At 66.2% G+C, this 25,152-nt stretch carries 17 protein-coding genes and 2 pseudogenes; 7 read left to right on the forward strand and 12 right to left on the reverse strand.

Going from position 1 to position 25,152, the window contains the following annotated elements; all coding sequences use genetic code 11:
- Positions 1–970: 970 nt before the first annotated feature.
- On the reverse strand, positions 971–1,582 hold the full coding sequence (locus tag Dfulv_RS35475) for a tyrosine-type recombinase/integrase (protein WP_259858195.1): 612 nt from the start codon (positions 1,580–1,582) through the stop codon (positions 971–973).
- 477 nt (positions 1,583–2,059) lie between these two features.
- On the opposite strand from Dfulv_RS35475, the gene Dfulv_RS35485 reads away from it, so the two are divergent.
- Entirely contained in the window at positions 2,060–2,680 is a 621-nt protein-coding gene (locus tag Dfulv_RS35485; protein ID WP_259858196.1) for a DUF3885 domain-containing protein, read from the forward strand.
- A 361-nt stretch (positions 2,681–3,041) separates the two neighbouring features.
- On the opposite strand, the gene Dfulv_RS35490 is transcribed toward Dfulv_RS35485, so the two are convergent.
- Positions 3,042–3,728, reverse strand: a complete 687-nt coding sequence (locus Dfulv_RS35490) for a hypothetical protein (protein WP_259858197.1) — start codon at positions 3,726–3,728, stop codon at positions 3,042–3,044.
- Between the two features lie 157 nt (positions 3,729–3,885).
- Between Dfulv_RS35490 and Dfulv_RS35495 the strand changes: the two genes are divergently transcribed.
- Complete coding sequence (locus tag Dfulv_RS35495) at positions 3,886–4,368, forward strand: NADAR family protein (RefSeq protein WP_259858198.1); 483 nt, start codon at positions 3,886–3,888, stop codon at positions 4,366–4,368.
- Between the two features lie 40 nt (positions 4,369–4,408).
- Here the strand turns inward: Dfulv_RS35495 and Dfulv_RS35500 are convergent.
- A pseudogene (locus Dfulv_RS35500) lies at positions 4,409–5,532 on the reverse strand (IS630 family transposase).
- A 1,280-nt stretch (positions 5,533–6,812) separates the two neighbouring features.
- On the opposite strand from Dfulv_RS35500, the gene Dfulv_RS35505 reads away from it, so the two are divergent.
- The gene (locus Dfulv_RS35505; RefSeq protein WP_406568040.1) at positions 6,813–8,588 is read left to right on the forward strand and encodes an IS481 family transposase; all 1,776 of its coding nucleotides are present in this window, start codon (positions 6,813–6,815) and stop codon (positions 8,586–8,588) included.
- A gap of 62 nt (positions 8,589–8,650) precedes the next feature.
- On the opposite strand, the gene Dfulv_RS35510 is transcribed toward Dfulv_RS35505, so the two are convergent.
- On the reverse strand, positions 8,651–9,037 hold the full coding sequence (locus Dfulv_RS35510; protein WP_259858200.1) for a hypothetical protein: 387 nt from the start codon (positions 9,035–9,037) through the stop codon (positions 8,651–8,653).
- A gap of 181 nt (positions 9,038–9,218) precedes the next feature.
- Entirely contained in the window at positions 9,219–12,647 is a 3,429-nt protein-coding gene (locus Dfulv_RS35515) for a helicase-related protein (RefSeq protein WP_259858201.1), read from the reverse strand.
- Positions 12,648–12,771: 124 nt separating this feature from the next.
- Between Dfulv_RS35515 and Dfulv_RS35520 the strand changes: the two genes are divergently transcribed.
- The 3 genes from Dfulv_RS35520 to Dfulv_RS35530 all read left to right on the forward strand — a co-directional run bounded on the left by Dfulv_RS35520 (position 12,772) and on the right by Dfulv_RS35530 (position 18,096).
- Positions 12,772–15,432: a DEAD/DEAH box helicase gene (locus Dfulv_RS35520; protein WP_259858202.1), complete on the forward strand. Its 2,661-nt coding sequence runs from the start codon at positions 12,772–12,774 to the stop codon at positions 15,430–15,432.
- Between the two features lie 680 nt (positions 15,433–16,112).
- A complete protein-coding gene (locus Dfulv_RS35525) occupies positions 16,113–16,322 on the forward strand; it encodes a hypothetical protein (protein WP_259858203.1) in 210 nt (69 codons plus the stop codon).
- A gap of 637 nt (positions 16,323–16,959) precedes the next feature.
- Positions 16,960–18,096: an MBL fold metallo-hydrolase gene (locus Dfulv_RS35530; RefSeq protein ID WP_259858204.1), complete on the forward strand. Its 1,137-nt coding sequence runs from the start codon at positions 16,960–16,962 to the stop codon at positions 18,094–18,096.
- A gap of 278 nt (positions 18,097–18,374) precedes the next feature.
- On the opposite strand, the gene Dfulv_RS35535 is transcribed toward Dfulv_RS35530, so the two are convergent.
- Positions 18,375–18,746 (reverse strand): hypothetical protein, encoded by a 372-nt coding sequence (locus Dfulv_RS35535; protein ID WP_259858205.1) that lies wholly within the window; start codon positions 18,744–18,746, stop codon positions 18,375–18,377.
- Between the two features lie 637 nt (positions 18,747–19,383).
- Here Dfulv_RS35535 and Dfulv_RS35540 point away from each other — a divergent pair.
- Positions 19,384–20,046 (forward strand): hypothetical protein, encoded by a 663-nt coding sequence (locus tag Dfulv_RS35540; protein ID WP_259858206.1) that lies wholly within the window; start codon positions 19,384–19,386, stop codon positions 20,044–20,046.
- A gap of 373 nt (positions 20,047–20,419) precedes the next feature.
- Here Dfulv_RS35540 and Dfulv_RS35545 read toward each other — a convergent pair whose 3' ends face one another.
- The 6 genes and pseudogenes from Dfulv_RS35545 to Dfulv_RS35570 form a co-directional block, all read right to left on the reverse strand.
- Positions 20,420–20,827, reverse strand: a complete 408-nt coding sequence (locus Dfulv_RS35545) for a hypothetical protein (protein ID WP_259858207.1) — start codon at positions 20,825–20,827, stop codon at positions 20,420–20,422.
- A 109-nt stretch (positions 20,828–20,936) separates the two neighbouring features.
- Positions 20,937–21,275, reverse strand: coding sequence for an immunity 51 family protein (locus tag Dfulv_RS35550; protein WP_259858208.1), 339 nt, complete (start codon positions 21,273–21,275; stop codon positions 20,937–20,939).
- Between the two features lie 390 nt (positions 21,276–21,665).
- Entirely contained in the window at positions 21,666–22,967 is a 1,302-nt protein-coding gene (locus tag Dfulv_RS35555; RefSeq protein WP_259858209.1) for an MFS transporter, read from the reverse strand.
- On the reverse strand, positions 22,964–23,599 hold the full coding sequence (locus Dfulv_RS35560; RefSeq protein ID WP_259858210.1) for an ArsR/SmtB family transcription factor: 636 nt from the start codon (positions 23,597–23,599) through the stop codon (positions 22,964–22,966). Before Dfulv_RS35560 ends, Dfulv_RS35555 begins: the two co-directional genes overlap by 4 nt.
- A gap of 565 nt (positions 23,600–24,164) precedes the next feature.
- Positions 24,165–24,407: pseudogene (locus tag Dfulv_RS48975) on the reverse strand (RHS repeat-associated core domain-containing protein); the annotation flags it as partial.
- A gap of 297 nt (positions 24,408–24,704) precedes the next feature.
- Complete coding sequence (locus Dfulv_RS35570) at positions 24,705–25,100, reverse strand: winged helix-turn-helix transcriptional regulator (protein ID WP_259858212.1); 396 nt, start codon at positions 25,098–25,100, stop codon at positions 24,705–24,707.
- Positions 25,101–25,152: the final 52 nt, after the last annotated feature.

Below are 25,152 nucleotides of genomic sequence, written 5' to 3' on the forward strand. Positions count from 1 at the left end.
TGTCGGCCTATTCAAATGACCGACAGGGCAAGGTTCACCGAGGTCGTCCGGCCGGTCGTGGACCGGACATGCACCTGACCCGCCCGGCGAGCAGCAGCGCGGCGGCCCGCCGGCGCTCGGGGCGGGCCCGGCGCAACGGGCCGGGGTGCCGCCGCTGGTCGCAGTCCACGATGCCACGGAGCGGCGCACCCACCGGTTGTCGGTCTCCCGCAGGTGCGCGTCGTCGAACTGCACCCAGGTCGACCCGTAGTGCACGATCACGTTGCGGACGACGGCGACGAGCCCGCGGATGTCGGTGAGCAGCGCGTCGAGCAGCGGACCATGCGGGGCCCGGATCGGTGTACGGGAAGTGCCTGGCGTAGCCGGCGAGCGTCGGCAGCGGGAGGCCGCGGTGGGTTCGTCCATCCATGTCGGACATCTGAATGCCCGTCAGCACGAAGTCGGCGTGGGTGAACGAGAAGCCAGCCCGCAGCATCGGCTGTGGCCGGCGTTTTGGTCGAGCTTGAAAGAGCACAGCTCCACCCATAAAGTCAGCGTATACATACCTGTTTCGTGCAGGCATGCCACGGATCGGGGTTAATGTCCCCCCTTCAACACGCGTCGAAGATTGCCGGTCCGTTCAGCCCGAGGCTCTCGGCAGCGAAGCCGTCGTGTCATCTCCCGCTTGCAGGCCGCCCATCGTCATGTACCGCCCCGTTGTCGCTGTCTCGCTCGGGCTGACTTCTCTGCGAGTTGCAACATGTACGCACGTCTCGTGCGCAACGCCATGGCCGTCCGCGTCTCGTGTGGTAGCACCCCGAGCGGATCGACTTGGCGTTCGAACCGCTGGAGGAACGCGGTCGTGGCAGGCGCCGTCCGGGCGGCACGGTCCGTGGTGTTCGCCCACGAGACGTGGGCGGCGATACGGGCTCGCTGGGATCGTTGACGTGCCGTCATCCCACCCGCAGGAGCACCGGCGTGTTGCTGTTGTTCAGACACGTTCGCCGATCCTGATGCGCGTCTGCGATTCCTGCGCTCGTTCGGCTGCAGCGCTGGCCCCGTAGTAGCGCGGCATGTCCTCGGACGTCCAGCCCAACAGCAGCATCAGATCACCGGTGTCACCGCCGGCGCGATGCCACTCGTGAGCGAAGTTGTGCCGCCACCGGTGCGCGTGCACCCCGTCGACGCCGACGGCGAGGCCGAGCCGCTTGAGCCGGACCTTGATCCCGTTCGGCAGCAACGGACGGGCACCGCGCTCAGCCAGCCACAGATTCGGCACCTGATCCGCGCCCCGGCGTTTCGCCCTCGCACGCAGGTACCGGCTGAACGCCCGAGCGGTCTCCGGCCCGAACCGCACCCGCCGGTCCCTCGACCCCTTGCCATGAAACCGCACCGACTCGGTGTTCATGTCGACATCGTCGAGCATCAGATTGCCGACCTCGGACAGCCGCGCCCCGGTGCTGTAGTACAGCCGGATCAGCGCCTCGTCACGCAGATTGACAAACGACCTGCCCCTGCACCCATCCAGCAGGCGCTTGGTGTCCTCGTCCCGGATCACCGGGATGAGCTTCTTCGGCGTCTTCGGCTGCCGCACCCGATCCATCGGCGAGCGGTCCAGCTCGCCCTCGTCGACGAGCCAACGGAAGAACTGCTACAGCCCCTTGTGCTTGTTCAACGCGGTCGCAGCCGATCGGGTCTCGATCATCCACGCCTGAAACGCCTCGACGTGCGCCTTCGTGACCTCGGTCGGGTCCTCGGCGACGTCGTCGGCGTCCGGGTCGGGTGAATGGTCAGCGAGGTAGCGGCCGAGCTGGGCAGCGGCGAGCAGGTAGTTGTAGCGGGTGGTCAGACACGAAAGAGGGCTCCCGCAAGCTTCTGACCTGCGGAAACCCTCAGCTGGTCGGGATGGCGGGATTTGAACCCACGACCCCTTGACCCCCAGGCCAATTAGGGTAGACGTTTCTGCACGTCAGACACAGTATGCCTGTGATCAAAACATGCGCCCCAGTGCATGTCATCGACTAACGTGCACCACGTGCGGTCCCCAAGCGGTCCCACCCGAACACGCACGCTTTGGACCATGCTGCAGGAGGACGACGTGAGGCAAGACGGGCCGATAGACCCCCACCTCGCGACAGAGACATGGAACAGTCGCTGGCCCGAGTGTCGACCGATCGCTCACGAGTTGAAGATCGCGTACACAAACCGGTGGATCAGGTTCCACAGCCTTCCCCAGTCGAAGCGATACCCCGACACCGAGCCTGAATACGCCGTCGTACTCCATCGGCACAACACCGTGCTGGACGAACTCGACGTTCGAGGTTCCCTCCTCGTCATCACCGCCGACTGGACCGACGTCGCCGGCGTGTCCTTCGACCCCCGCCAGACACGAGCCCGACTGGCCGCCGACGGCGTCCACTGGCAAACCATCCTCGAAGACCCTGACGACGATCCCGAGTACCCGGCCTACACTCAGCTGTACATCAGCACACGACCGTGGAAGACCGGCATCGCCGACGACATCCTGCGAGCTGTCGCGGACGACGAACTCGGCGGAGTGATCCTCGCTCCTTCCGACCTCCGTTGGCTCTACCACCCGTACGACGGCGGCGCCGACGTCATCCTGCCAACGCCAGCGGAACGCGACACACTCAAAGAACGTCACCAGACCTGGCTGTCAACGCACCCGTCTGGCCTATGAGCCACCATCACGGTTGCCACGAGGACTTGACTCCCGGTCAAGGTGAGCGACACGAGCCGACCTCTTGACCGATCTGGTCCCCAACAAAAGCCGAAAAGGCCGACCCAAAAGTGGATCAGCCCTCTGACCTGCGTCGGGACGGCGGGATTTGAACCCACGACCCCCAGACCCCCAGGCCATTACGGTCGGCGTTTCCGCACGTCAAACACGGTATGCCTGTGATTAAGAAGTGCGGTTGTAAGCGTGTCGTCTGCTACCGCGCACCACGTGTGGTCCCCGGCTGGTCCCCGAACGGGATCCGGAGACGCAGAGGCAAGATCGTCTCCCAGGATTCTCCCGACGGCCGATCGACGCCCGGCTTCTAGTCCTGCCTGAGCTTTGGCACACGCTCCGGTCGACTACCAACGGACAGGGAGAGACGCCTCCGCACGCCACCGAAGATGCCCCGCACTCTCGTTGCAGTTCGGAGCCGCGGTCGGCGTGGAGGCTTGGGCGGTTCCGCAATCTGGAGTACGACATTGAGGAGCTTCTCGCGTTCCTCGTCGATGCGCTTCCATGCGGTCTCCCACTCCTCGTCCTCGGGGTTCGCATCTTCGTCGATCCGCCAAATGTCGACCTGCATGATGGGAATCCGGAAGTGCCTGCGCTGGTCAGCCAGTAAGGTCCAATATGGAGCGTCAGCGTTCTCTCGGCGAACACGGCGGTGGAGCACGTCAAGGCGACTCATCTTCTCGCCCAGTGCCTCACGGGCCTCACGTTGCTCGCCGGTCCACTCGGCAAGCAACATTTCCAGCCTGTCGTGGTCGGCCTCCGGGTCGTTGCGGCGTTGCCGCGCAATCCGAGGGCCGAGACTGGCCATGTGATACGCCTCAACGGCAAGAGGCAACTGTTCCTCGATCAACGCAACCAATTCGATCACGTCCTTTTCCCACCGCTCCAGCCGCCGCGTACGGGCCTGAACTCGGGGAACTACGTAGAGTTGGACGAGGAAGGTTCCAACCAGTGTGATCAATCCACCAAGGAGAACGGGCAGGATCTTGTCACCCATGGGCGGTACCGTAGCGCACGTAGTGAACTAGTGCTCTGACCGGGAAGGTTCACCGGGTCGTTGGCGCGTTGAAAGGCCGGGCTGGCGAAGAAACTGGTTGCGGGGGCTGGGGCATGCCTGAGACGGTGCGGGTTTCCGTAACACCCGTGAGGTTCCCGTGACGATTTACTTCTATGGCGCTGGCGAAGTCCCTTATGGATGCTTCTCGAACTTCTCCGATCACGGGTTCGACCTCGACGGGGTCTGGTGGCCGACCTCGGAGCACTACTTCCAGGCGCAGAAATTCAAGGGCACTCGTCACGCGGATCTCGTCCGGCGTGCTCGAACGCCGCTGCGGGCAGCAGAGCTGGGCCGTGACTCGTCAAAACCTCTGCGGAGGGACTGGGAGCGGGTCAAGGACGACGTGATGCGCCGTGCGGTGGTAACCAAGTTCCGCGCGCATGCCGATATCCGTGACATTCTGTTGTCCACCGGTGACGAAGAGATCGTCGAGGACACCACCACCGATCACTACTGGGGTCGGGGCAGGACCGGGAACGGCAAGAACATGCTCGGGCGGATTCTGGTGCGCACCCGTAGCCAGTTGCGCGCCGAACTCGCCGAAGCTCTCGACAGCGATGGCCGCCGCCCGAGGCGGTGATCCGGGACATGTGTGCGATGTGCCGCATGTGTAGGACGGCTCAGACCACGGTCTCGAGGGCGGGGCGCCCTCCCCAGCGGGTGCCCTTCTCGCTGCGGATGCGGGCACGTTCTCGGCGTTGTGCGGCGAGTATGTCGGGGTGGCGGGCGTGGGCGTTGCGCCACCGCAGGTAGGCGTGCAGGGCCCGGGTCTGCACGGTGTGGTTGGGGTGGTGGGAGTTGGCGATGGTGAACTGCCTCAGCGGTCCGAAGTGCGCCTCGATCGGATTGGCCCAGGAGGCGTAGGTCGGGGTGAAGCACAGTTCGACCTTGTGTTTCTTGGCCCAGCGACGGATGTCGGTGCCCTTGTGGACGGACAGGTTGTCCATGATCACGTAGATCGGAGCGCCGTCGGGGCGGGCGGCGCGGATCGATTTCAGCGCGGCCAGCGTGTTGGCGGCGCCTTTCCTGCGGCGGTTGACGCCCCACAGACGGTCCTCTCCGACCGAGTAGCAGCCATGGAAGTACCTGACTCCGTGCGTGCGGTGGTAGGTGGCCGGCAACCGGTCGGGACGTCGCTGTTCGGCCCAGCCCGAGCCCGCGGTGGGCCGGATGCCGAGCGGGCCGAACTCGTCGAACGCGAAGACCCGGTCCGGGAAGCAGTCCAGGACATGCTCGATGCGGTCGAGTTTGGCGTCACGCTCGGGATCCGGTGATTCCTTCCACGTCTTGGTGCGCTGGAAGGTGACACCCCGGCGGGCCAGCAGACCACGTAACGCCTCGCGGCCGATGCTGATGATCCGGCCGTGAACTTTCCGCAGGTAGGCGACGAGTTTGCGCAGTGACCAGCGGGTGAAGGGCTGGCCCAGCTTGGCGGGGCGGGTGGTGGCCGTCTGGACGACGAAGTCCTCGTCGTCAGGCTTGAGCAGGCGGGGACGGCCTCCCGCACCGAGGGTCCAGACAGGCCAGGCCGATCTCGTTGAACCGGTGGATCACATCGCGGACGGTGTCCTCGTCGGCCTGCACCAACTGAGCGAATCACCGGCACCCGGTTCCCGCCGGCCGAAGCCAGCAGCATCATCGCCCGCCGGTAGCGCACCGAACTCGTGCTGCCCCGGCGCACGATCTGCTGCAGCCGCTGCCCCTCCCGGTCGGTCAGTCTGCGCACACGGACAGGCTCAGCCACCACACCTCCAGCGGTCGGAACGAACGTCACCCCCCCATCCAGCCGCCCCAGCCACCAACACGGTGAACCTTCCCGGTCAGAGCACTAGCGACCTCTTCGTCCCGAATTAGGTCCAAGATCAGCCGCGACCTGTGCTGGAGCGTGAAAGTGCTGGTCATGGCGTTGATCGTTATCGGTCTTCGCTGGGTCGACAGGTGGCACTTTACAAGATCGTCCCCTGGATTTCCCCTGACGAGCGGTGCTGGCCTCGGCCGATCTTGGCAACCCGGAGCGTCAGGTCCAGGGCGGGTAGCCCTGCCCGCCAGAGGCGAGACCCCCGAAGAGGAGGCAGGGTGGACTCTCGACAAGTATGCGGCGAGAGTCGCACCAATGAGACGTGCGGCGCGACCATGCCTCATGCGTGGCATGCAGCATGGACATGGAAAGAGGGTGTGAGCTGCACGGGTCGGGACAATGGCAGGGTCTCATGGATGAGACACGCGATCGCGTTAGCCGTGCAACAACCTGTAGACGCGTCTACACTTCGGGTCCGATATGACGTGACAGGTTTGACACCCTCAAGCCCGTCACATGGAGCGGTCCTCGGACGCGAGCGTACGAGGACCGTCCGTGTTACCGGTCGCGCGGCTTGTCCCAGCCAGGGTGAACCGCGTAGCCGGCCAGCAGGAGGCAGGTGGCCCAGGCGGAAGCCAGGCCACCTGGTCCTTCGTGAGCAAGTTCCATCAGATCATGAAGCAACGGCACACTCAGGACCAGAAGCCCGACGACTGGCCCCGGGCTGCCTCCCTCGCCCATTAGGGTCCTTTCTTCGTAGCGACGCGACTACTCACGGTGGAGTAGGACTGTTGTGGACAGTCGCACCGTCACGAAGGGCGGGCCTCTGAAGGGCGTCGGTCAAACTACCCGACGTTTACGTGCCGTCCGCCGTGCGACACGCCGGACCCAGCACGTTCTTCGCTCAGATCGCTCGATGCCCAGCGCTCCGCCGGTTCGGCGGGCACTTGGCATCGACGCGTGCAGGCGAGGGTCTGCGCACCGCCGGGGTCGCCGCGCCGGGAGCGAAGCGGCAACGCACGGCGACCCCCGAGCGGGGCGCAGCGGCCCGCTTGCGGGCCGCCTTGAGAAGGCACAGAAAGTTCTCACGAGCCTGCATGTAGCCCGCATGTCTGACTCCGGTTGATGCTTACACCGCGGCCTCGGCTGATGCTTGACACCTGGTCGGCCTGGTCCTCGTTTCGCTTGTGAATGCAGGCGAAGGGGGCTGGGTGGGACTTGCGGAGTTGAGCGTTATGGAGCAACGGTTCCACGCGGTGATGGAGTGCCTGGGCGGTAGTCCCAAGACCGAAGTTGCCGCCCGGTATGGCGTTTCCCGCCAGACGGTGCACAGCTGGTTGGCCCGCTACGCGGCTGGCGGGATCAAGGCTTTGGAGGACCAGCCGCACCGGGTGCAGCACTGCCCGCACCGCATCGACGCGTCGGTGGAGGCGTTGGTGTGCGAGCTGCGCAGGGACCACCCGCGCTGGGGGCCGCGTCGGCTGCGGTTCGAGGTCGGCCGTCGAGGCGTGTCCCCGCTGCCGGCCAGGGCCACGGTGTACCGGATTCTGCGGCGCAACAACCTGGTGGCCGGAATCCCCAGGAAGCGGCGGCGGGAGGACTACCAACGGTGGGAACGCCCGCAGCCGATGGAGTTGTGGCAGATGGACATCGTCGGTGGCGTGCTGCTGGCTGACGGTACCGAAGCCAAGGTGGTCACCGGGCTGGACGATCATTCCCGGTACTGCGTGATCGCGACCGTGGTGCGGCGGGCCACCGGCCGGACCGTGTGTGCCGCGTTCGCTGCCGCGTTGGTGCGCTTCGGGGTGCCGGGTGAGGTGTTGACTGACAATGGCAAGCAGTTCACCGGCCGGTTCACCAAGCCGCGTCCAGGTGAGGTGTTGTTCGAGCGGATCTGCCGGGAGAACGGCATCGTGGCCCGCAATACCAAGCCCCGGTCGCCGACCACGACGGGGAAGGTGGAGCGGTTCCATCAGAGTCTGCGGGGTGAGTGCCTGACCGGGCGCATCTTTCCCAGCGTGGAGGCCGCTCAGGCGGCGGTGGACGCGTTCGTGGCCGAGTACAACTACCAGCGGCCGCATCAGGGCATCGATGACGCGTTCCCGGCCGACCGGTTCCACCGGTTCCACCGGCCCGATCCGGACAGGGATAAGACCGAAGCCATCGCCCCGCCGCTGCGCATCCCGTCCGGGCTGCTGCCTCCTACCTCACCGCTGGCGCCTCCCGCCCAGGTAGTGGAGTCGGCCGATCAGGCGTCCACGACGGTGGCTGGCCGGTCTCAGCCGGTGCAGGTTGACCGGGTGGTGCCGGCCTCGGGCAACCTGATGATCGCCCAGCAGCAGATCTGGCTCGGCCCGGCCCGCGCCGGTCTGTCCATCACCGTGTGGGCCGACACCGACCGACTCCACGTCCTGACCCGGGACGGAGCCCGGATCAAGAGCTGCTCATCGAGGCTGTCCCAACGCGACCTGGCCCGCCTGCTGGCCGACGGTGGCCGGCCCGCCGGCCCGTCACCGCTGCCGGCCATCGCGCCGGACGTTCCGGCCGTGGAGGTCGACCGGGACGTCAACGCGTGTGGCGGGATCAGCATCAGCGGCCGGCAGATCAGCGTCGGCATGCCCCTTGCTGGGCAACGCATCCGGGTCCGGCTGGACGGCATCCTCATGCACGTCATCGACGAGCAGAACCAGCTACGCCGCACCCTGCGTTGCCCACTGCCACCCAGCGCGTGCGTCCGCATCCGTGACGCCCGCCCCGCCTCCGCCGTGCCGCCACCAGCGCCTACCCCGGATGCCGAACGGGTGGTGTCCATCAACGGCAGCATCCAAGTCGCCGGCCAGAAGATCCAAGTCGGTGTCGTGCACGCCCGCAAGCTGGTCACCGTCGCCTTGGACGAGCACGCTGTCACCGTCTACGACCACGACACCCCGATCAAGGCCGTCCCCCGCCGCAGCACCACCAACCTGAACCGCTCCAAGGCCCACCACGAGATCACAGCGTGACATCACAGCCCCGGAGGGGCCCAGCACTCATTGAGCGACGGACGCCGCCTACCCTCTCCTCCTCAGTAGTGGATCTGCTCGACGGTTGGTAGTTCGGTCGGCGGCTGGTCGGTGACCCAGCCGTACTCCAAGGCCGAGATATAGCCGCGATCAATCCAGATCAATAGAGTGCCAATCGGTTCCCCATTGGCATCGCGCACCCATGCGCAACCCGGAACACGACCGCTGAGGAACGTCGACGGGGACACAGCCGCCGGGTCTACCTCGAGTGCCAGATGGGTCACGAGTCCATCCACGACCCGCACGAACGGCACCTGAGCAAGTAGCTCCTCGCGCCCGTCGAATGCCTGGTCCTCGATGAGACGCTTCACGACAGCCCGGACCGCAGCATCATGCTCCACAACTCCAGTGTCCATGCCGTCCTGATGCTTGCCCTGCCCCGCTCGCACGACGATCCTGATACCGAACGGACCTACTCGATCATGACCAGGCGTCAAGGATCGTCCGAGGCCGAACCGTCAAGCTTCATGTGAGACCAGGCACTGCATGTAGCCCGCATGTAGCCCGTATGTCCGGTCCCGGCACATGCTTGACATTCGCGTCCCCTACGGTTCCAGAGGATCGACAGAATCAGAAGGGCACGGTGCCGGTGGTCCAGGTCTTCGACCAGCTCGCGCGTGTGCCGGTCGCTGCGAGGTCGCCGAAGTCGACGCCGGCGAAGGGATCAGCGATGTACCGCACCTGGTCGTGTTCGGGGCCGGCCTTGCTGACGACGACCAGGGCGAGTCGGTAGTGGGGGGTGGCGTTCTTGCCGGTAATGATCTCGTTGTGGGTGACGTAGAAGTCCTCGGCTCCCTCAAGCCGTGCCTTGACCTCGATGCGGATCGAAGGGCCACCGTCGGCGGGGATGGACAGGATGTCGTAGCCGGGGTTGTCGAACGCCTGCTCTAGCGGTTCCCGACCGAGAGCACGCTCAACGGCGAGCACCAAGGCTACACCGCGCCGCTCGACGGCCTTGGTCTCCTTCGCACGGATCGGGGCGCCCGCTGGAATCTCGCTGTCGACCATGGATAGCGGCAGCACAAGCGCAGCCGTCATGATGCGGGGCGGCTTGGTGGCCAGGCGGGCCTGCTGGTCCAGCAGCGCCAAGCGGGTCTGCCGGCGGACCGTCAACTCCTGGGCCTTGCGCATCAGGCTGTCGGAGCTCTCCTTCGGCTTGCTCCCGCTGTGCTCCTTCTCCTGGGCCGCCGTCGCCTCGCTGACAAGTCGGTTCGACTCGTGGGCCAACCGTTGGTCGACTCGCGCCCGGGTCCGTTCGACCTCCGCGAGCCGGCGGGGTAAGACCTCGGCGAGGTACTCCTTGAGTTGGTGGCCGATGATCCATGTCCGGGCGCGGGATTCGGCCTCACCGAGCCACGGCAGCTTCGCGGCCCCGGTCACGGCCGGGGTACGCGGGGCGGCAACGCAGTCGAGATATGGTGCCGGGCCGGTCGGCGTGACCTGCCCGGTGGCATCGACATAGGCATAGCCGAACCGCCGGGCAATGGACTCTCCGGTGCCGTCAACAACCTCCTCCACGACGCCGACCAGCACGCGCGGCTCCTCGATCTCTGGGGAGACCAGGACGGTACCGCGCTCAAGGAAGGGTCGCAGCTGCGTGACGGTGAGCTCGGCAACGGCATCGTGGAGTGGATGACCAGGGACGAGGAGGTCGGCACGCGGCTTGCCGTCAACGTCGATCCGTCCGAGCTCAAACGTGACCCGCTCGTAGCGGGAGGCGACGGGACCGCGCTTCGTGACAGCACGGACGGCCACGGGAACCTGGGTGATCTCGTAGCGGCCGCGCTCACGTCTCGTAAGTCGGCCGCCGAGGCGCTGGAAGGCATGGCGGAAGGCCCACTCGATGTAGTGCGGCTGCAGGCGTCGCGCGCGGGCCTCTTCCATGGTTCGCTGCATCTGTGCCAGGTCGGCGTCCGACATGGTGTCGTGGGTGAGTGCGCGTTCCTCGAGGAGTTCCTTGAGCCCGTGGGCGACCGAGGCGTCGATGACCTGCTCCATCTTGGCCCTGGTCTCGGGTAGGTCGCCGTACCGGATGGCCTCGATCAGCAGGTCGCGCAGCGGCGTCTCATCGAAGGCGGACCCGAGGACGTCGAAAACCTTGCCGCCGTATGCTCTGCGCTGCTCCTCGACCTTCTGCAGCAGCCGGGTGAACACTTCGCCCTCGCGGGTGTTCGCGGCCACGAGGTTCCACAACCGGCACACCTCGGTCTGCCCGATGCGGTGGACGCGGCCGAAGCGCTGCTCGATGCGGTTGGGGTTCCATGGAAGGTCGTAGTTGACCATCAGGTGGGCGGCCTGAAGGTTGAGACCTTCGCCGGCCGCGTCAGTGGCCAGGAGCACCTGGCAGGCCGGATTCTTGGTGAATTCCTCGGTGACGGCCCGCCGGTCGGCACGTCGGACACCGCCGTGGATGGCCTGCACCGTGGCTGGCGTGCCGAACAGTGCGCGGATCTTGCGGTCCAGGTAGTTGAGGGTGTCGCGGTGCTCGGTGAAGATGATCAGCTTTCGGGGCCGCTCGGCGCTGGGGTGGATGAGATCGTTGTCCTCGAGAATCTTGCGCAGTTCGACCCATTTACGGTCGGTGTCGAGATTGCGGACCCGTCGGGCGACGTGGATGAGCTTATCGAGGTCGGCCAGCTCGCTGTTAAGCTCCGCGACGGTGCGAGCCGTGGTAGCTGCGTCCAGCAGCTCCTCCTCGATCTGCTCGATCTCCTCGGCGCTGTGCTCATCGTCGTCCCAGTTCCTTGGGTCGATCAGGGCAGGCTCCTCGGCGACACCACGGCCGTGGATCAGGTCGTCCCGGCGGCGCGCAAGTCGTCCGGCGCGGCGGACCAGGGACTGGTAGATCGCCTCGGGGCTTGAAGCCAACCGTCGCTGGAGCACCGTGAGAGCGAAGCCGACGGTATTGCGGCGTTTGTCGTCCAGCCGTGCGGCACGGTTCATCCCCTCGCGCACGTAGTCGGTGACGCGCTCGTAGAGGTCCTGCTCGTCCGCGGTGAGCTCGTAGGGCACGGTCTGGGCGATGCGCTCGGGAAAGAGCGGCTTGCCGTCGAAGGTGAGCAGGTCCTCCTTGACCATGCGTCGCATGAGCCCGCTCGTGTCGGCGTTGTGAACGCCTGTCTTGAACTTGCCCTCGAAGCCGTCGCGTTCGAGCAGCGTGAGGAATAGCTGGAAGTCCTCCTCTTTGCCCGCGTGCGGGGTGGCCGTCATGAGCAGCAGGTGACGGGTGTGGTCGCGCAGGCGTTCGCCGAGCTGAAAGCGTCGGGTCTTGTTCAGCTTGCCGCCGAAGTAGTGCGCGCCCATCCGGTGGGCCTCATCCACGACGACCAGGTCGAACTCGGCGTCGTCGAGCTGGGCGATCAGGCCCTCGTTACGCGCGAGCTGATCCATCCGCGCGATGAGCAGCGGGTACTGCTCGAATACGGTCGACCCGAGCGCTGCGTCGACCATGGCCGGGGTGAGGATGTCGAAGCGCAGGCCGAACTTGAAGTAGAGCTCGTCCTGCCACTGGTCGACCAGTCCGCCGGGGGCCACGATCAGGCAGCGCTTCACGTCGTCGCGCAGCAGCAGTTCCTTGATGTAGAGGCCAGCCATGATCGTCTTGCCGGCACCCGGGTCGTCGGCCAGCAGGAACCGCAGCGGCGCGCGGTCGAGCATCTCCCCGTACACGGCCCGGATCTGGTGGGGCAACGGCTGCACGTCGCTGGTGGCCACCGCCAGCATCGGGTCGAACAGTCCGGCCAACGAAATCCGCTGCACCTCGGCGACCAGTCGGAACTCCTCGCCGCCAGCGTCGAACGGCCGACTGCCCGCATCGGAGAGATGCAGCTTGGCCTCGTCGGCGCGGAAGAGCACCTGCTGGCGCAGTCCCCCGTCGAGGGTCTTGTACGTCAACTCCACGGCGTCGGAACCGTGCCACTGCGCTGCGATAACGGAGACCGTCTCGCCAGGCACCACACCGTCTACCCGGACACCGGACGAGAGATCCTCAAGCCTCACGCGTGTTCCTCCATCGACAGCCTGCAGACCGCACCCAAGAGCATCGCCATTATGACGATCCCGTTCCGCATCGCGGATGCTCTACCATCGCCAGACGCCAAACCCATCGATCTTGCAGTGAGGCATGAACAAGACAGAGCGCGTAGAGATCCGCGGCCTCGTGGCCGACTTCGAGCAGTGGGGTCGACGAGCTGCGGAGGTGCAGGCACGGCGACATGCTGTCCAAGTCGCTGCGAGCAACGGCGAACGAGACCTGCGCGCCCGCAGCGTCGGGATCAACCGGGCAGGTCAGGTCGCTTGGCGCATCATTCCGCTCCAGTCGAGCGACAAGGGCATCGTCGCACACCTGTGGGAACGTGCGAACCTTCCTGCGACAAGTGCCAACGACCGCGCCTTGCTGCGGTTGCTCGCCGAGGACGCACCTCGCGCCGTCGCCGAGGTCAGCCCACTGCTCGGCATGCGTCGCTTCTTCACCGGATCGGCCAAGAAGCAGTCAGCAGAAGCCGCCGCTGAGGCCCTGCGCCGGCACCATTCGGCGGTCACCAAAGCCCGCGGACCACAGCGCCTGGAGCGACTCGGCTTCCCAACCGCGCCCCGAGGCTCAGGATCACTCGGGCTCCACGCGCTGCTCGATCCGGCTCTTCGCTTCGACCTCCTCTCCGGGCGGACCGGCCCGGAGCCGGAGATCCTCGACCGGTCGGTCTTCGGGGATCTGCCCGAAGCACTGGATGCCATCACCAAGGTCGTCGCGAGTGAGGACTCGTACCGCTCGGCTGCGCGAAATGCGGGCGAGAAGGTCCGGAAGGCAGAGGTCCGGCGCGTCCTGCAGGAGATGCCGCTGGAGGCGTTGAAAGCGGCCACCCGCGACCGCCTCCGGCTGGGTCCGCTTGCCGAGGCCGATATCAACACTGTGCAGGAGGTACTGAACCGGGGCAGATCCCTGTCGACGCTCCCGGGCGTCGCGGAGACGTCCGCACGGCGCATGCTCGGAGCGGCACAGACCCTCCGGCGGACGACGTACGACGAGATGCCGATACGCATCGACATCGCCAATCGCCGCCCGGAAACCACCCACCTGTTGCGCTGCCTCGCCGAGTGGGACTCGTGCCGGGTTACCCGAGGCGCGTCGACCGACCTCGAGCGTGCGGCCGAGCTCGCACCGTTGCGGACCGCCATTGGAGCCTGGACGAGCCACGTTCTCGTCGTTCCGGCCGGAACAGTCGCCGTCGAGGGACTCCGCGAGAGCATCCAGATCGTCAAACGGCGCGCCGAGCTGCTCGGCATGTCCTCCGCATCCGGGCCAAGGAGCGTCCACACAGACCCGTGGGACGACTTCCTCGCCCGACCCGCCGATTACTTCGTCATGCTCTCCGAGCTCGGTTTCCTCACCGAGGACGAGAATGCGGTGCACGGGGATCTCCCGGAGGAGATCATCGAGGCGGTGCGGAACCAGGCACTCAGCGGTGAGCACCTGACCGCGTCGCTGCGCGGCTATCAAAGCTTCGCGGCCCGCTTCGCTCTCGTACAGCGCAAGGTCATCATCGGGGACGAAATGGGCCTCGGCAAGACCGTCGAAGCCATCGCCGTCCTGGCCCACCTGCGCAGCCGGGGCGAGACCCACTTCCTGGTGGTATGCCCAGCCGCAGTCGTGACCAACTGGGTCCGCGAGGTGACTGGCAAGTCGAAGCTGCGGGCGCACCGAGTCCACGGACCGGAGCGCGACCGCGCGGCCCGGACATGGGTGCGCGATGGCGGCGTCGCCGTCACCACGTACGAGACCCTGGCGTGGTGGGAACCAGCACTGACGAAGCTCCGCGAACTGGCGTGCGTCGTGGTCGACGAGGCCCACTACATCAAGAATCCGCAGGCACAGCGAACGATCAGAACCAAGCACCTCATCACGCGTGCCGACCGCGCTGTCCTCCTCACCGGTACGCCGCTCGAGAACAGGGTCGAGGAGTTCCGCAATCTGGCGTCCTACGTGCGGCCCGACCTCACCGTCGATGCCACCGACCTCTCACCACGGACGTTCCGGCGGCAGATCGCGCCAGCGTACCTCCGCCGCAACCAGGAGGATGTGCTGACGGAACTCCCGGAGCTCGTCGAGGTGGAGGAATGGCTGCCCATGTCCGGGGCGGACGCTTCCCACTACCGCGCCGCCGTCGAGCGGGGGAACTTCATGGAGATGCGCCAAGCGGCCATGCTCCAAGGACCCAAGTCCACGAAGATGCAACGGCTGGTCGAGATCGTCCGCGAGGCGGAGGAGAACGAGCGTCGGGTCATCGTGTTCTCCCACTTCCGGCAGGTACTGAATCTGGTTGCCCGGTCGCTACCAGGGCCGGTATTCGGGCCGCTGACGGGGTCGGTGCCGGCGAGCCAACGCCAGCAGATGGTGGACGAGTTCTCCTCCGCCAAGCACGGCGCCGTCCTGGTCGCCCAGATCGTGGCCGGCGGTGTCGGACTCAACATCCAGTCAGCATCCGTCGTCGTCATCTGTGAACCGCAGCTCAAGCCCACCACCGAGGCCCAGGCCATCGCCCGTGCACACCGGATGGGACAGGTGCAGTCGGTACAGGTCCACCGGCTGCTGTCCGAAGACGGTGTCGATCAACGGATCATCGAGCTGCTGGCCGCCAAGAAGCGGCTGTTCGACGACTTCGCCAGGGTCAGCGACATGGCCGACTCCGCTCCAGAGGCTGTGGACCTCTCCGAGGCCGAACTCGCCCGAGAGGTCGTTGCCGCTGAGCGACAACGCCTCGCCCGAAGTGCCGCTGGCGAGGCCTGAGCGTGGCCTGCGCTGCGGCGGGCGCGGCTCGGCTCGAGTGACGCCTCAGGGCCGGCACGGCCGTCGGGTCGGTATTGTTCGGCGGTGACTTCGCTGCCGGCGCTCCGCAGTTCACGCTCCACCGACGCTGACCAACCATCGGTGATGGCATTGACCTGATCGATCACACCGTCACGCCGTGCCGCGGTCGCCCGCCGCAAGCCGTACGCCTCGAGCCGATCCTTGATCGCAGTCGCCGTCAGCTCGACGCCAAGATTGTTCAGTACGAGGTCACCGAGCCCGACGGCGGCTAAAGAGCCAGTACCCCCGTCGAGCAGTAGCCCCGCGAGGGACGCGTTGACTTGGACGACGTCGCGCTCGTCGTGCCACTCAATCCAGGTCCCTCGCATTACGTGCCACGCCACCTCGGGTGAGCCAAGGACACCTGGTGATGACAGCTCGGTGAAGGCTCCCTGGAGATCCTGGTTCGGCAGCCAGTGGTCAACGAAGGTCCGCAGGCTGGCCGATCGACGGGCGAAGTCACACAGGTCTTGGAGTACGCGGGACGGCACCGTCGAAACGAAGTGGAACCGCCGCCCGGCCTCGACGTGTCGGCGCGCGCTGGACCAGATGCCCATGCTGTGCAGAGCCTTCACGGTCCAGCTGTTCGCCGTACCGAATTGCCGCTTCAGTTGGTGCACTTGGACAACCCCGACCCGGCGGTAGGTGAACTCGACACCCTCCGCCAAGTCGCCGACATCCTCGACGGTAATCGACTCACCGTCGCCGTTGAGGACATAGAGGAGATGGCGAACCGTCCAGGCACCCTCGTGGCGATTCCCGAACTTGTCCGATTCGCCGCCTGGCCGCGGACTCATGTCGCTGACTACGCCCTCTCCTACGCAGGATGACCTCAGTCTTCGCTGGCGAGTATGCAGAGTTCCCGGCCGTTTCCGCACAGCTCGCCTGTGAGTCGTCGGCAGACGTGATCCACGTCAATAGCTCTACAGATCGGCGCCGCCGAACTCGCAAGCAAGGAACGCTCCCTCCCGGTCCTGCAAGCCTTATTCGCCGACCTATTCCAGACCTACCAGGTGTGATTTCGTCCGCGAGAACGGGGCTCTGCCGCGAGCTGCGTGATGGATGCTGGAGGATGAAACGTTGCCCGAGTGCGCGATGCCGTCGGACAGCTACTTCCTCATCTTGACGGCGTCGAGATCGACGAGCTCGTGGACGCCGACTCCGAGCTGGTCGTTGCAGCCGGGGCCTGCAGCCGTCTGGCCGGTTGTCAGGCAGCGTCCCGCGGCTCTGGTTCACGCAGCACCAGGAGTCCGTATTGTTTCACACGCGAACCCGTCAGGATGAACATGCAGAAAGGCCCACGTGATGGCTCCGCAACCGGATGGCGACCATGATAGCCATGTCCAGGACACTTCGCAGGGCGGGTCTGCGCCGCTTCGGCCGCGACGTCGGCGCCGCTGGATACGCCGTGCCCTGGCCGGTACGGCGGCACTGCTGTTGGTTGCGGTTACAGGCGGTCTCATCTATGTGCGCAGCGCACCGTTCGGCGCTTCGGCGTCCGGCGACCGGCTGGCCAGAATGGAGCAGTCACCGCAGTGGCACGATGGCGAGTTCAGCAATCCGCAGCCGCCATGGGTCTCCTTGCGGGACGGGGTCACCGGATCCTTCGGCAGCAGCGATACCAGCAGCCCCAACCACCCGCTCAAAGTCCCGGCCACTGACACCCGCCTGTTCGACGACCCTCCGGCAACGGGCTTGCGCACAACGTGGTTCGGCCACTCCTCATTGCTGGTAGAGATCGATGGAACTCGCGTGCTGATCGATCCGTTCTGGGGAAAACAGGCAGGCCCGTCCGGCCTGTTCGGCACGAAGCCCTTCTACCCGGCGCCAGCCGCGCTGTCCGACATCGGTCCGGTTGACGCAGTACTGATCTCACACGACCATTGGGACCATCTCGACCAACCGACGGTCAGTGCCATGGCAGGCTGGCCCGACACCACATTCGTGGTTCCGTTGGGCATAGGCGCCCACCTGGAGCGGTGGGGCATCCGCTCGAACCGGATACGGGAACTCGACTGGTGGCAGAGTGCCACTATCGGCTCGGTAGAACTCACCTCCACACCCACCCGGCACCACTCTGGTCGAGACCCGCTGCGCAGCAACGAAACCCTGTGGTCAGGTTGGGCACTGCGGGGCCCCCTGCACCGAGTCTGGTACTCCGGCGACACCGGCTACTTTCCTGATCTTGAGCAGATCGGGAAACGCCTCGGTCCGTTCGACGTGACACTGGTCGAGTCGGGGCAATACGATGCGGCCTGGCCGGACAACCACCTAGGACCGGAGCTCGCCGTGCATGCGAACGCGCTCGTGGGTGGCAGGCTCGTCGTACCGGTGCATTGGGGGTTGTTCAGCCTCGCGCCGCACAGCTGGACCGAACCGGTGGAACGGTTGCGGGCCGAAGCGCAATGCCGAGGCCAGCGCTACCTCGTGCTCGTCCCCGGGATGCCGACCGAGCCGACACCAGACGTGGTTGCCGCGCAGCAGCAGTGGTGGCCGGTGCTGCCGTGGCGCACTGCTGCGCAAGCACCACTCAACCCGACGGCCAACGGCAATCCGGATCAGCGGGTCAACATCGTCCCGTGTGTGGTCGGCGGGCACCCGTAGCCGCGGCCGAAGTTGGCGTGGCAGCGTCGAGGTGACGATGCCGTTTGTGCGACACCGACTCGGCTGCTGGCCGTAGCAATGCTGTCGACGTTCGCGCATCCACCAGCCGTATTCACTTGATGTCTCGTGCGAGGTAGCGCCGTAGCGGCTCTGCCGAGGGGCTCATTATCCAGTTGAGCTTCGGCGTAGGTTGCCAGCACCAAATCCCGAGACGATGCCGTCACCCAGATGACCGCTGCGGCATCCGATCCGCGGCCGCGGATGAAGTCAGCTGCGAGCTACGTCTTACCGACGCCGCCGAGACCCGTCAGGACAACCGTCTCCCCGGGCGGAAAATCGTCGAAGAATCCGCCGCGCTCCTGGAACGACGTCGCTGATGCCGGGACGACGCCCACGCGTTGCAGGACTGCAAGCCGTCGCTGGCCTGCCTGTCGGCCTAGCGCTTCGACCGCCAGATCCAGCGCCCGGGTCTCGACCGAGCCGGGAGCGAACGTGCGCAGCAGGTCGTTGTGTGCGCTGAGGTGGGTCTCGATAGCAGTGCGGCCCATCCATGTGATGGGCACAGGCGACAGGCCCTGCAGCTGCGACTCGAACCACTCCAGTTCGGTTGGCGTCGGGTCGAGTGGCACGACCAGCGTCCACGCCACCATCGTGGACTGGCTGCGAACAGCCCTCAGCAGCGATTTCTGGATCTGTTGTCGCTGACCGGGCTTGAGCCGTTCGGTGAACCGTTTGATCTCATAGATGTGCAGCCACCAACGACCGGCACCCGTACGTCCACGCCACCGTCGCCGCCGCTGCCGTCGACACACTGCGCCTTAGGCATCAGCGCTCCGCGCAGGCCACATCCGCGTCAGCAACGCGGCTACGAGCTGCTCCACCTGGTCGGCGCTGTAGTCCGACCACGGAACGGGAATCGGCACGCCCGCGACATCCCTCCGGTCGTATGCGCAGCGGCACCGAACAAACCAGTGAGGCATCCGGCGTTGCCCGCGACCGCCACGGGATGCAACTCATGATACGAGCGTCGGTCGCCCCAACGCGATGTCCGGAAGCGGGTTTGGCGTCTCGACGCCATGAGCGCATCTACCGCCGACCGTGAGCGCAAGGCCGGCGGGCTCCATCACGCACAGTGACGAACGTCGAGCGAGGCCGGTGTGCTGAACTGCCGATGAGCGCGCATTCGATGTGAAAGCATGGCGACCTGTTTCGAGGAGGTCTCCGCCCGTGTGGTGGCATGCTGATGCATACCGAACAATCGGCCTCAGGCCGTCGGTGGACCCTGTAGTGGCGGGCTGGATCGGCGCGCTGGAACGCGAGTCGGGTCTCCACGTGCCGCTCGCGGTGCGGGAGTGGTACTCGGTTCGGGGAGCGGTGGAATGGCTCGCGCGCCACAGCGACAACATCCTGGTCAGTGCCGCCAGACTCGGCGACCCGATCAACGGCCTCGACTACCTCGACGGCGGCCGGCTCGTCACCGAGACCGACTCACAGTACTGTTGGCGCTGGGCCGTGCGGCTCCGACCGCCACGCTACGACGGCGAACCGCTCTTTCACCTGCCAGAAGCACCGCCGACCACCCTCGACGAAGACCCACCAGTCTGGGTCATCGCCCCTGACGATCACGATCCGTTCGAGAAGCTGTACGCCGACCGCTTTTCCACGTACGTTCTGACGTCGGTCTGGACGGCCCAGGCATTCGGCAAGGACTCCTTTTTCACGGACGACGATCGCTTGCCACGACAGGCACTCGATACGCTGCGACAGCGCTATGTCGAACTTCCCACGACATACGCCTGGGCCTGCAACCAACCCTGCGACGCGGTGTACCGCTTCACCGGCCCCGCCCGTGTCATGATCGCGGTCCAGGACGAGACCGCCCTGTACACCTTCGTGGCCACGGACAGCAAGCAGGAGCTTGCCAAGATCCGAGCCGTCCTCGACCTGTGAGCCCTGCCGCCACCGAACATCCGGACATGTTTGATACGCAGGTGATCGAAGATCATCCGCATAATGCCGATGAGCGTGCACATCGATTTCGCGAAAGTCCGGCAGCACGGCGCCGGGCGGTCGTCGGCTGGGCCACCGTTCGTAGCTGTGCCCGTCGAGGCCCGCACACGGCGGTGGACGAGCGGTTCCCGCTATGGGCAGAGGCGCGTCCGATCGTTCTTGCACTGTTCGAACTGGTCGTCGATCGCCAGGCTGGTGGGGTCGAAGGATGTGCGGTGGCCGGTGCCGCCCCCGCCACTCGTCTGTTCAAGCCCAGCCTGGGAGTCAGAACCTCTTGGTCAGGTGCGCGGACAAGCCGCAATCCGCGCGCCCCTCAGCCCGCGCCATCCATGCGCCGAGCGAGGCGATCCCATACGTCGGTGTACGTCACCATGACCATTCGGTGCGTGCCGTCGAGCGTGCGGATCCAGCTCGCCGGGTCCTGCAGCGCGTCACGCAACTCGGCACGTGTGAGCGGCTCAGCCTCGTTCCATCGGTCGGTCGTCGGCTCGGTCAGCTCAATCCAGCCACGCTCAACGAGGTCTGCGACTACCGCGGCGAAGTGCGGAATGAGCTGCCGCTTCCCGGCGTCATCAAGGTTGGACGGATGGCTAACATCCCCCGTCTCGGCCCAATGCAGCCGTGTGCGGTACTCCTCGATGACATCGCAGAGATACGCCTCCTCGATGGCAGTGATCATCACCGCGTACTGCTCCAACGTCAGCTCATCCCATACCTGCACCCTTCGATCATGCAATGCGGCGGAGCAGACGTAGCCGCGATCAGCTCGCTCCCGAACGTCACGGCAAAATTGGCTCGCCAGCTCTCGGGCATGCCGACGAGCGGGCGTGTCAGTCGTCGAACTCGAAGCCGCGACTCTGGGCAAGCTCCGCCAACTGTCGGATGCGATCGCCACTGACCGCTACTGCCTGTAGCCGGATGGCCAAGTCGTCAAGCGCGGCTCGGTCGCTGCTGTAGGCGAGGAATGCGCCCGCCTCCGAATCAAACCGGAACTGCCCGTCGAGGTGGCGTGCCTCGCTCATGATGAGCAACTCCGCGATCCCTTCCCAGAAAACGCCGTTCGGCTCGTGGCCAAGCTCAACAATCACGTCGTCCACGCCGGTCGTGCCTGCCACAAGATACAAGCGGTGCTCGCCTGGCGCGACCTCGACCACCTTGATCGAATCCATTACTTGATCGTGGCAGTCCACCAGCGCATTGCCAAACTCTCGCAGCGGACCCAACCTGTGGAACAGCAGAGAACTGACGTCCGCTCATGGCCGCAGTCCGCGGCTCCCGTCGGCGCAGTCGTCGCCGGGCCAGCCGCTCCGATCGCCGCCCTGGCCGGCGTGCCATGCTTCGGTGTCCTCGACCGCGGCTGGCTCGCGTGGCCGGGTTCGGATTTGGCCGTGGAGGCTGCTGGTGCCACCATCGCCGTCCAAGCCGCCTTGGGTGCCTCCTGGTGGATCGGAGTCCGATCTTGGTTCGCCCACGTTGGCCGACACGTCACATCAGGGAGCCGAAGACGAGTGTGGTCGCGCAGCGGCCTTTGGCCCGCTCGGCCGAGACGCCATGTAGCGTCACTTCGTCTGTGTGTCCGAAGCCCATCTGGTTGGTGGTTCTTGCAAGGTGCTGGTCGCCGCGGACGCGGTCAACGCCGTCTCGGGTAGTTCTGTTGGGATGTGTGTGCGGACCAGAACTGCGGCGGCGATCAGGAGGCCGAGGGTTCCGCTGATGAGGACGAAGCGGTAGTCAAGGACGGCGATGAGGACGGCACCGAGGGCGAGGCCGGCGGTCTGTGGTCCGGTGGCGCAGACTTCGAACGCTGCGTAGACGCGACCTTGGAGGTGTGCCGCTGCGAGCCGCTGCAGGAGTGTGATGATGGCGATGACGATCCACGGCAGGGCGGCGCCGACGCTGAGCTTGCCGGCAAGGACCACGGGCAGCCACTGGGTGGCCAGGCACAGAGGGGCGGCGGCGAGCAGCACCAGGCCGGCGACGACAGTACGGGTTTCGCCCAGACGCCGGATCGCCGTAGCTGCGGACAGGCCGCCGGCGATGGCTCCGATGCCGTGGGCTACCTGGGTGACGCCGATGAACTGTGGGGCACGGTGCAGACCCTGGCTGATGATGGCGTAGGTGGTCGCGTCGGTGGCACCGACGGCGAAGGCGGCGATGGCGCTGGCGCAGGTTACGCGGCGCAGCGCCGGAATGCTGGCGAGGAACTTGAAGCCGGCACCGATCTGGCCTGCGGCGCGGCGCAGTGGATGTGTTGGTCGCTCGTGCCGGGTAGGCGCGTCGAGCGTGTGTGTTTCGGTGATCCGGATTCTCGCGGTGAGGGCGGCTGCGGCGAGGAAGCTGGCCATGTCCAGCGCGGCGACGGCGTGTCCGCCTAGAAACGCGAACAGGCCGGCACCGGCGAGCGGGGCGAGCGCACGCAGTCCCTCCTGAACGGTGCGCAGTGTGGCGTTGGCGTCGGCGAGCAGGTTCAGGGGTAGCAGCGAGGTGAGCAGGGCGGACTGGGCGGGTGCGATGAGGACGTTGAGGAGGCCGTAGAGCAGCATCACGGTGTAGATGAGCCACACGTCGCGGCGGTGGTGCACCAGCAGCAAGGGGGTGAGGATGGCGGCACCTGACAGATTCGCGGCGATCAGGAGTGGGCGGCGGCGCACTCGGTCGACGAGCAAGCCGGCCAGTGGCGCCAGCAGCGCCGGTGCGGTGAAGAACACGAAGGTCAGCGCGGCGGCGGTGTCGCTGCCGGTCAATGTTCTGACCCAGATCCCGCAGGCGAGCCAGAGAGCGCTGTCGCCGAACAGGGACAGGGTCTGTCCGGTCAGGTAGCGGCGGGCCTGCGGGTGTGTCCAGAGCCTTCGGGCGCTCATCGCGGGTGTCCGGGTGGGGCGTCGACTGGATAGACGCCGATAAGCACCTCGACGGGCAGCGTGCCGTCCGGTCGCTGCTCGGGGTTGTCGTTACGGGCTGCCCAGCGTTTCCGGAACTGGTCGGCGATTTTGCGGTAGGCGCCGGCCACTTCGGCTGCCTCCGCCGCGGTCAGATGCAGGATCGAGGTGTGACCGGTGGCGGCGGCCTGCCACTCGGCGGGGTAGGTGGGCGCGGCGTCGACGAAGCGGCGTATCCGGGCCACGTGCCGGTCGAGGAGCACCTGGTCGAGCGCTTGTGCGGCGCGGGTGAACTCCGGGTTGTCCGGTTGAGCAGGCGCGTTCCAACCCGTGTGGGTCAGCCGCCAGGGTCGGGACCTGCCTCGCCCGCCGCCGGTCTCTTCGACGAAGTTGTAGCGGGCCAACTGACGCAGATGGAACGAGCAGGTCGTCGGAGACTCGCCGATCAACTCGCCGGCCTGTGTGGCGGTGAGTGGTCCGCTGAGGAGGGCTTCCAGCAGCGCCAGGCGGACCGGATGGCTGAGTGCGCGCAGGGTGCGCGCATCAGACAGGGTGCGTTGGGTAGGCGACACGGAGTCATCAGGCACGCCATCGAGAGTATTCTCTCGATACAAGTATGTCGAGAGAACTGGCGCGAAAGCGGTGCGACTATGTGGGCGGGGTGTCCGTCCGGCTGTGCAGGAGTCGAACGTTGTCGGGTAACACCGTCTGCGTGCGCAGGATGTCCAGTTCGGTGTGCAGCTCGCGGACGACCTGGGCGTAGGTGTCGACTCGGGAGCGCCGGACCGGGCAACACCTTGCGGGTGTCGCCGGCGGCGATCAGCTCGGCCTGCAGCTCTTTGATGTAGTGCTCTAGCTGCGCATCGCCTTCGGCCTTGCCGGCCGCGGTGCCGGGCTTGACCTCCCAGATGTAGGCGACGTTCTCGCCCTCGGCGCCCCAGTAGATGATGCTGGCGACGCCGTCACGCCGCTCACCCTGCGGCTTGTCGTGGTCTTTCTTGTGTGCCCGCGGGATGGTGTGCGTTTCTTACCGCCGTCGCCGAGGTCGGTGGTCACCTCACCCTTGAACCCGAAACCCATTGCGGACAGGAAGAGGAAGTACGACATGATCGCCAGGACGAAGCTGTGCAGCGGGGAGTTGTCCCCGCCCCTGCGGTCCCCGACGTCCTCGTGCCGGGTGCCGCTCGGGTCGCTGAACGCCAGCGGGTTGTTGTTGGCGTAGTCGTACCCGTTCATCTGCTGCGGATCGGTGAGGTCGACGATGGGATCGCCGGACACGAACCGGCCGATGGCGGCGTCGCACTCGCGGGCACCGAGGTGGACCATCCCGGTGTCGTCGTGGGTGGCGTTGAGGAACCCGCGCTGGCTCGGCCAGGCCACCGGGACGGCGCCGCGGATCTCACCGAACGGCGTGGTGCGCCGGCGCAGGGTCACGCACTCGGAGGTGCGCATCACTGTCGCTGCTGAACAGGCGCTCGGCCCAGTCCAACGCCAGCGGAATCGCGCAGTCCGTCCCGAGCCGATCCTGGCGCGGATCGCCCAGCCCGCGCAGATGCCGGCGGCGTAGAGGTACTCCCGGCATCTGGCATCGAACCACGTCTCCTGGTGGAGTTGACGAATTCGGGCAGGACGAATTTGTCTTTGCCGGCACGCCATCCGGTACCTCGAGAACCGTGCTGGTGCCGGCCGGCGCGGCATTGGTCGGCAGCTACCGATGTGTCAGGGTCGCTCGCAGATGAGGTCGCGTTCAGCGGCGAGGCGCTCGCATCGTTGGGTGCCCCACGCGCCCAGCGGGCGGAGGGCTTCGTTGAGCGAGATGCCATGTTCGGTGAGGGAGTACTCCACTCTGGGCGGGACTTCGCGGTAGACCTCGCGGTGGATCAGCCCGTCCTCCTCCATCTCGCGCAGGTGCTGGATGAGCATCTTCTCGCTGACACCGGTGAGGCCGCGTCTGAGTTCGCCGAAGCGGCGGGTGCCGTAGTTGTTCAGCTCCCACAGGATCAGCGACTTCCACTTCCCCGACACCACGTCCATCGCGGCGTCGATGCCGCAGATGTAGGGGCCGCGCCTGGCGCTCGATCCCATCGGGTTCTCCCGGTCCTGGATACTTACCATCAGGTAAGTATTGAACAAAATAGTGGGTACTAGCCATTACGAAGGTACCCGC

It is taken from the genome of Dactylosporangium fulvum, from assembly GCF_025137375.1.
Lineage (GTDB): Bacteria > Actinomycetota > Actinomycetes > Mycobacteriales > Micromonosporaceae > Dactylosporangium > Dactylosporangium fulvum.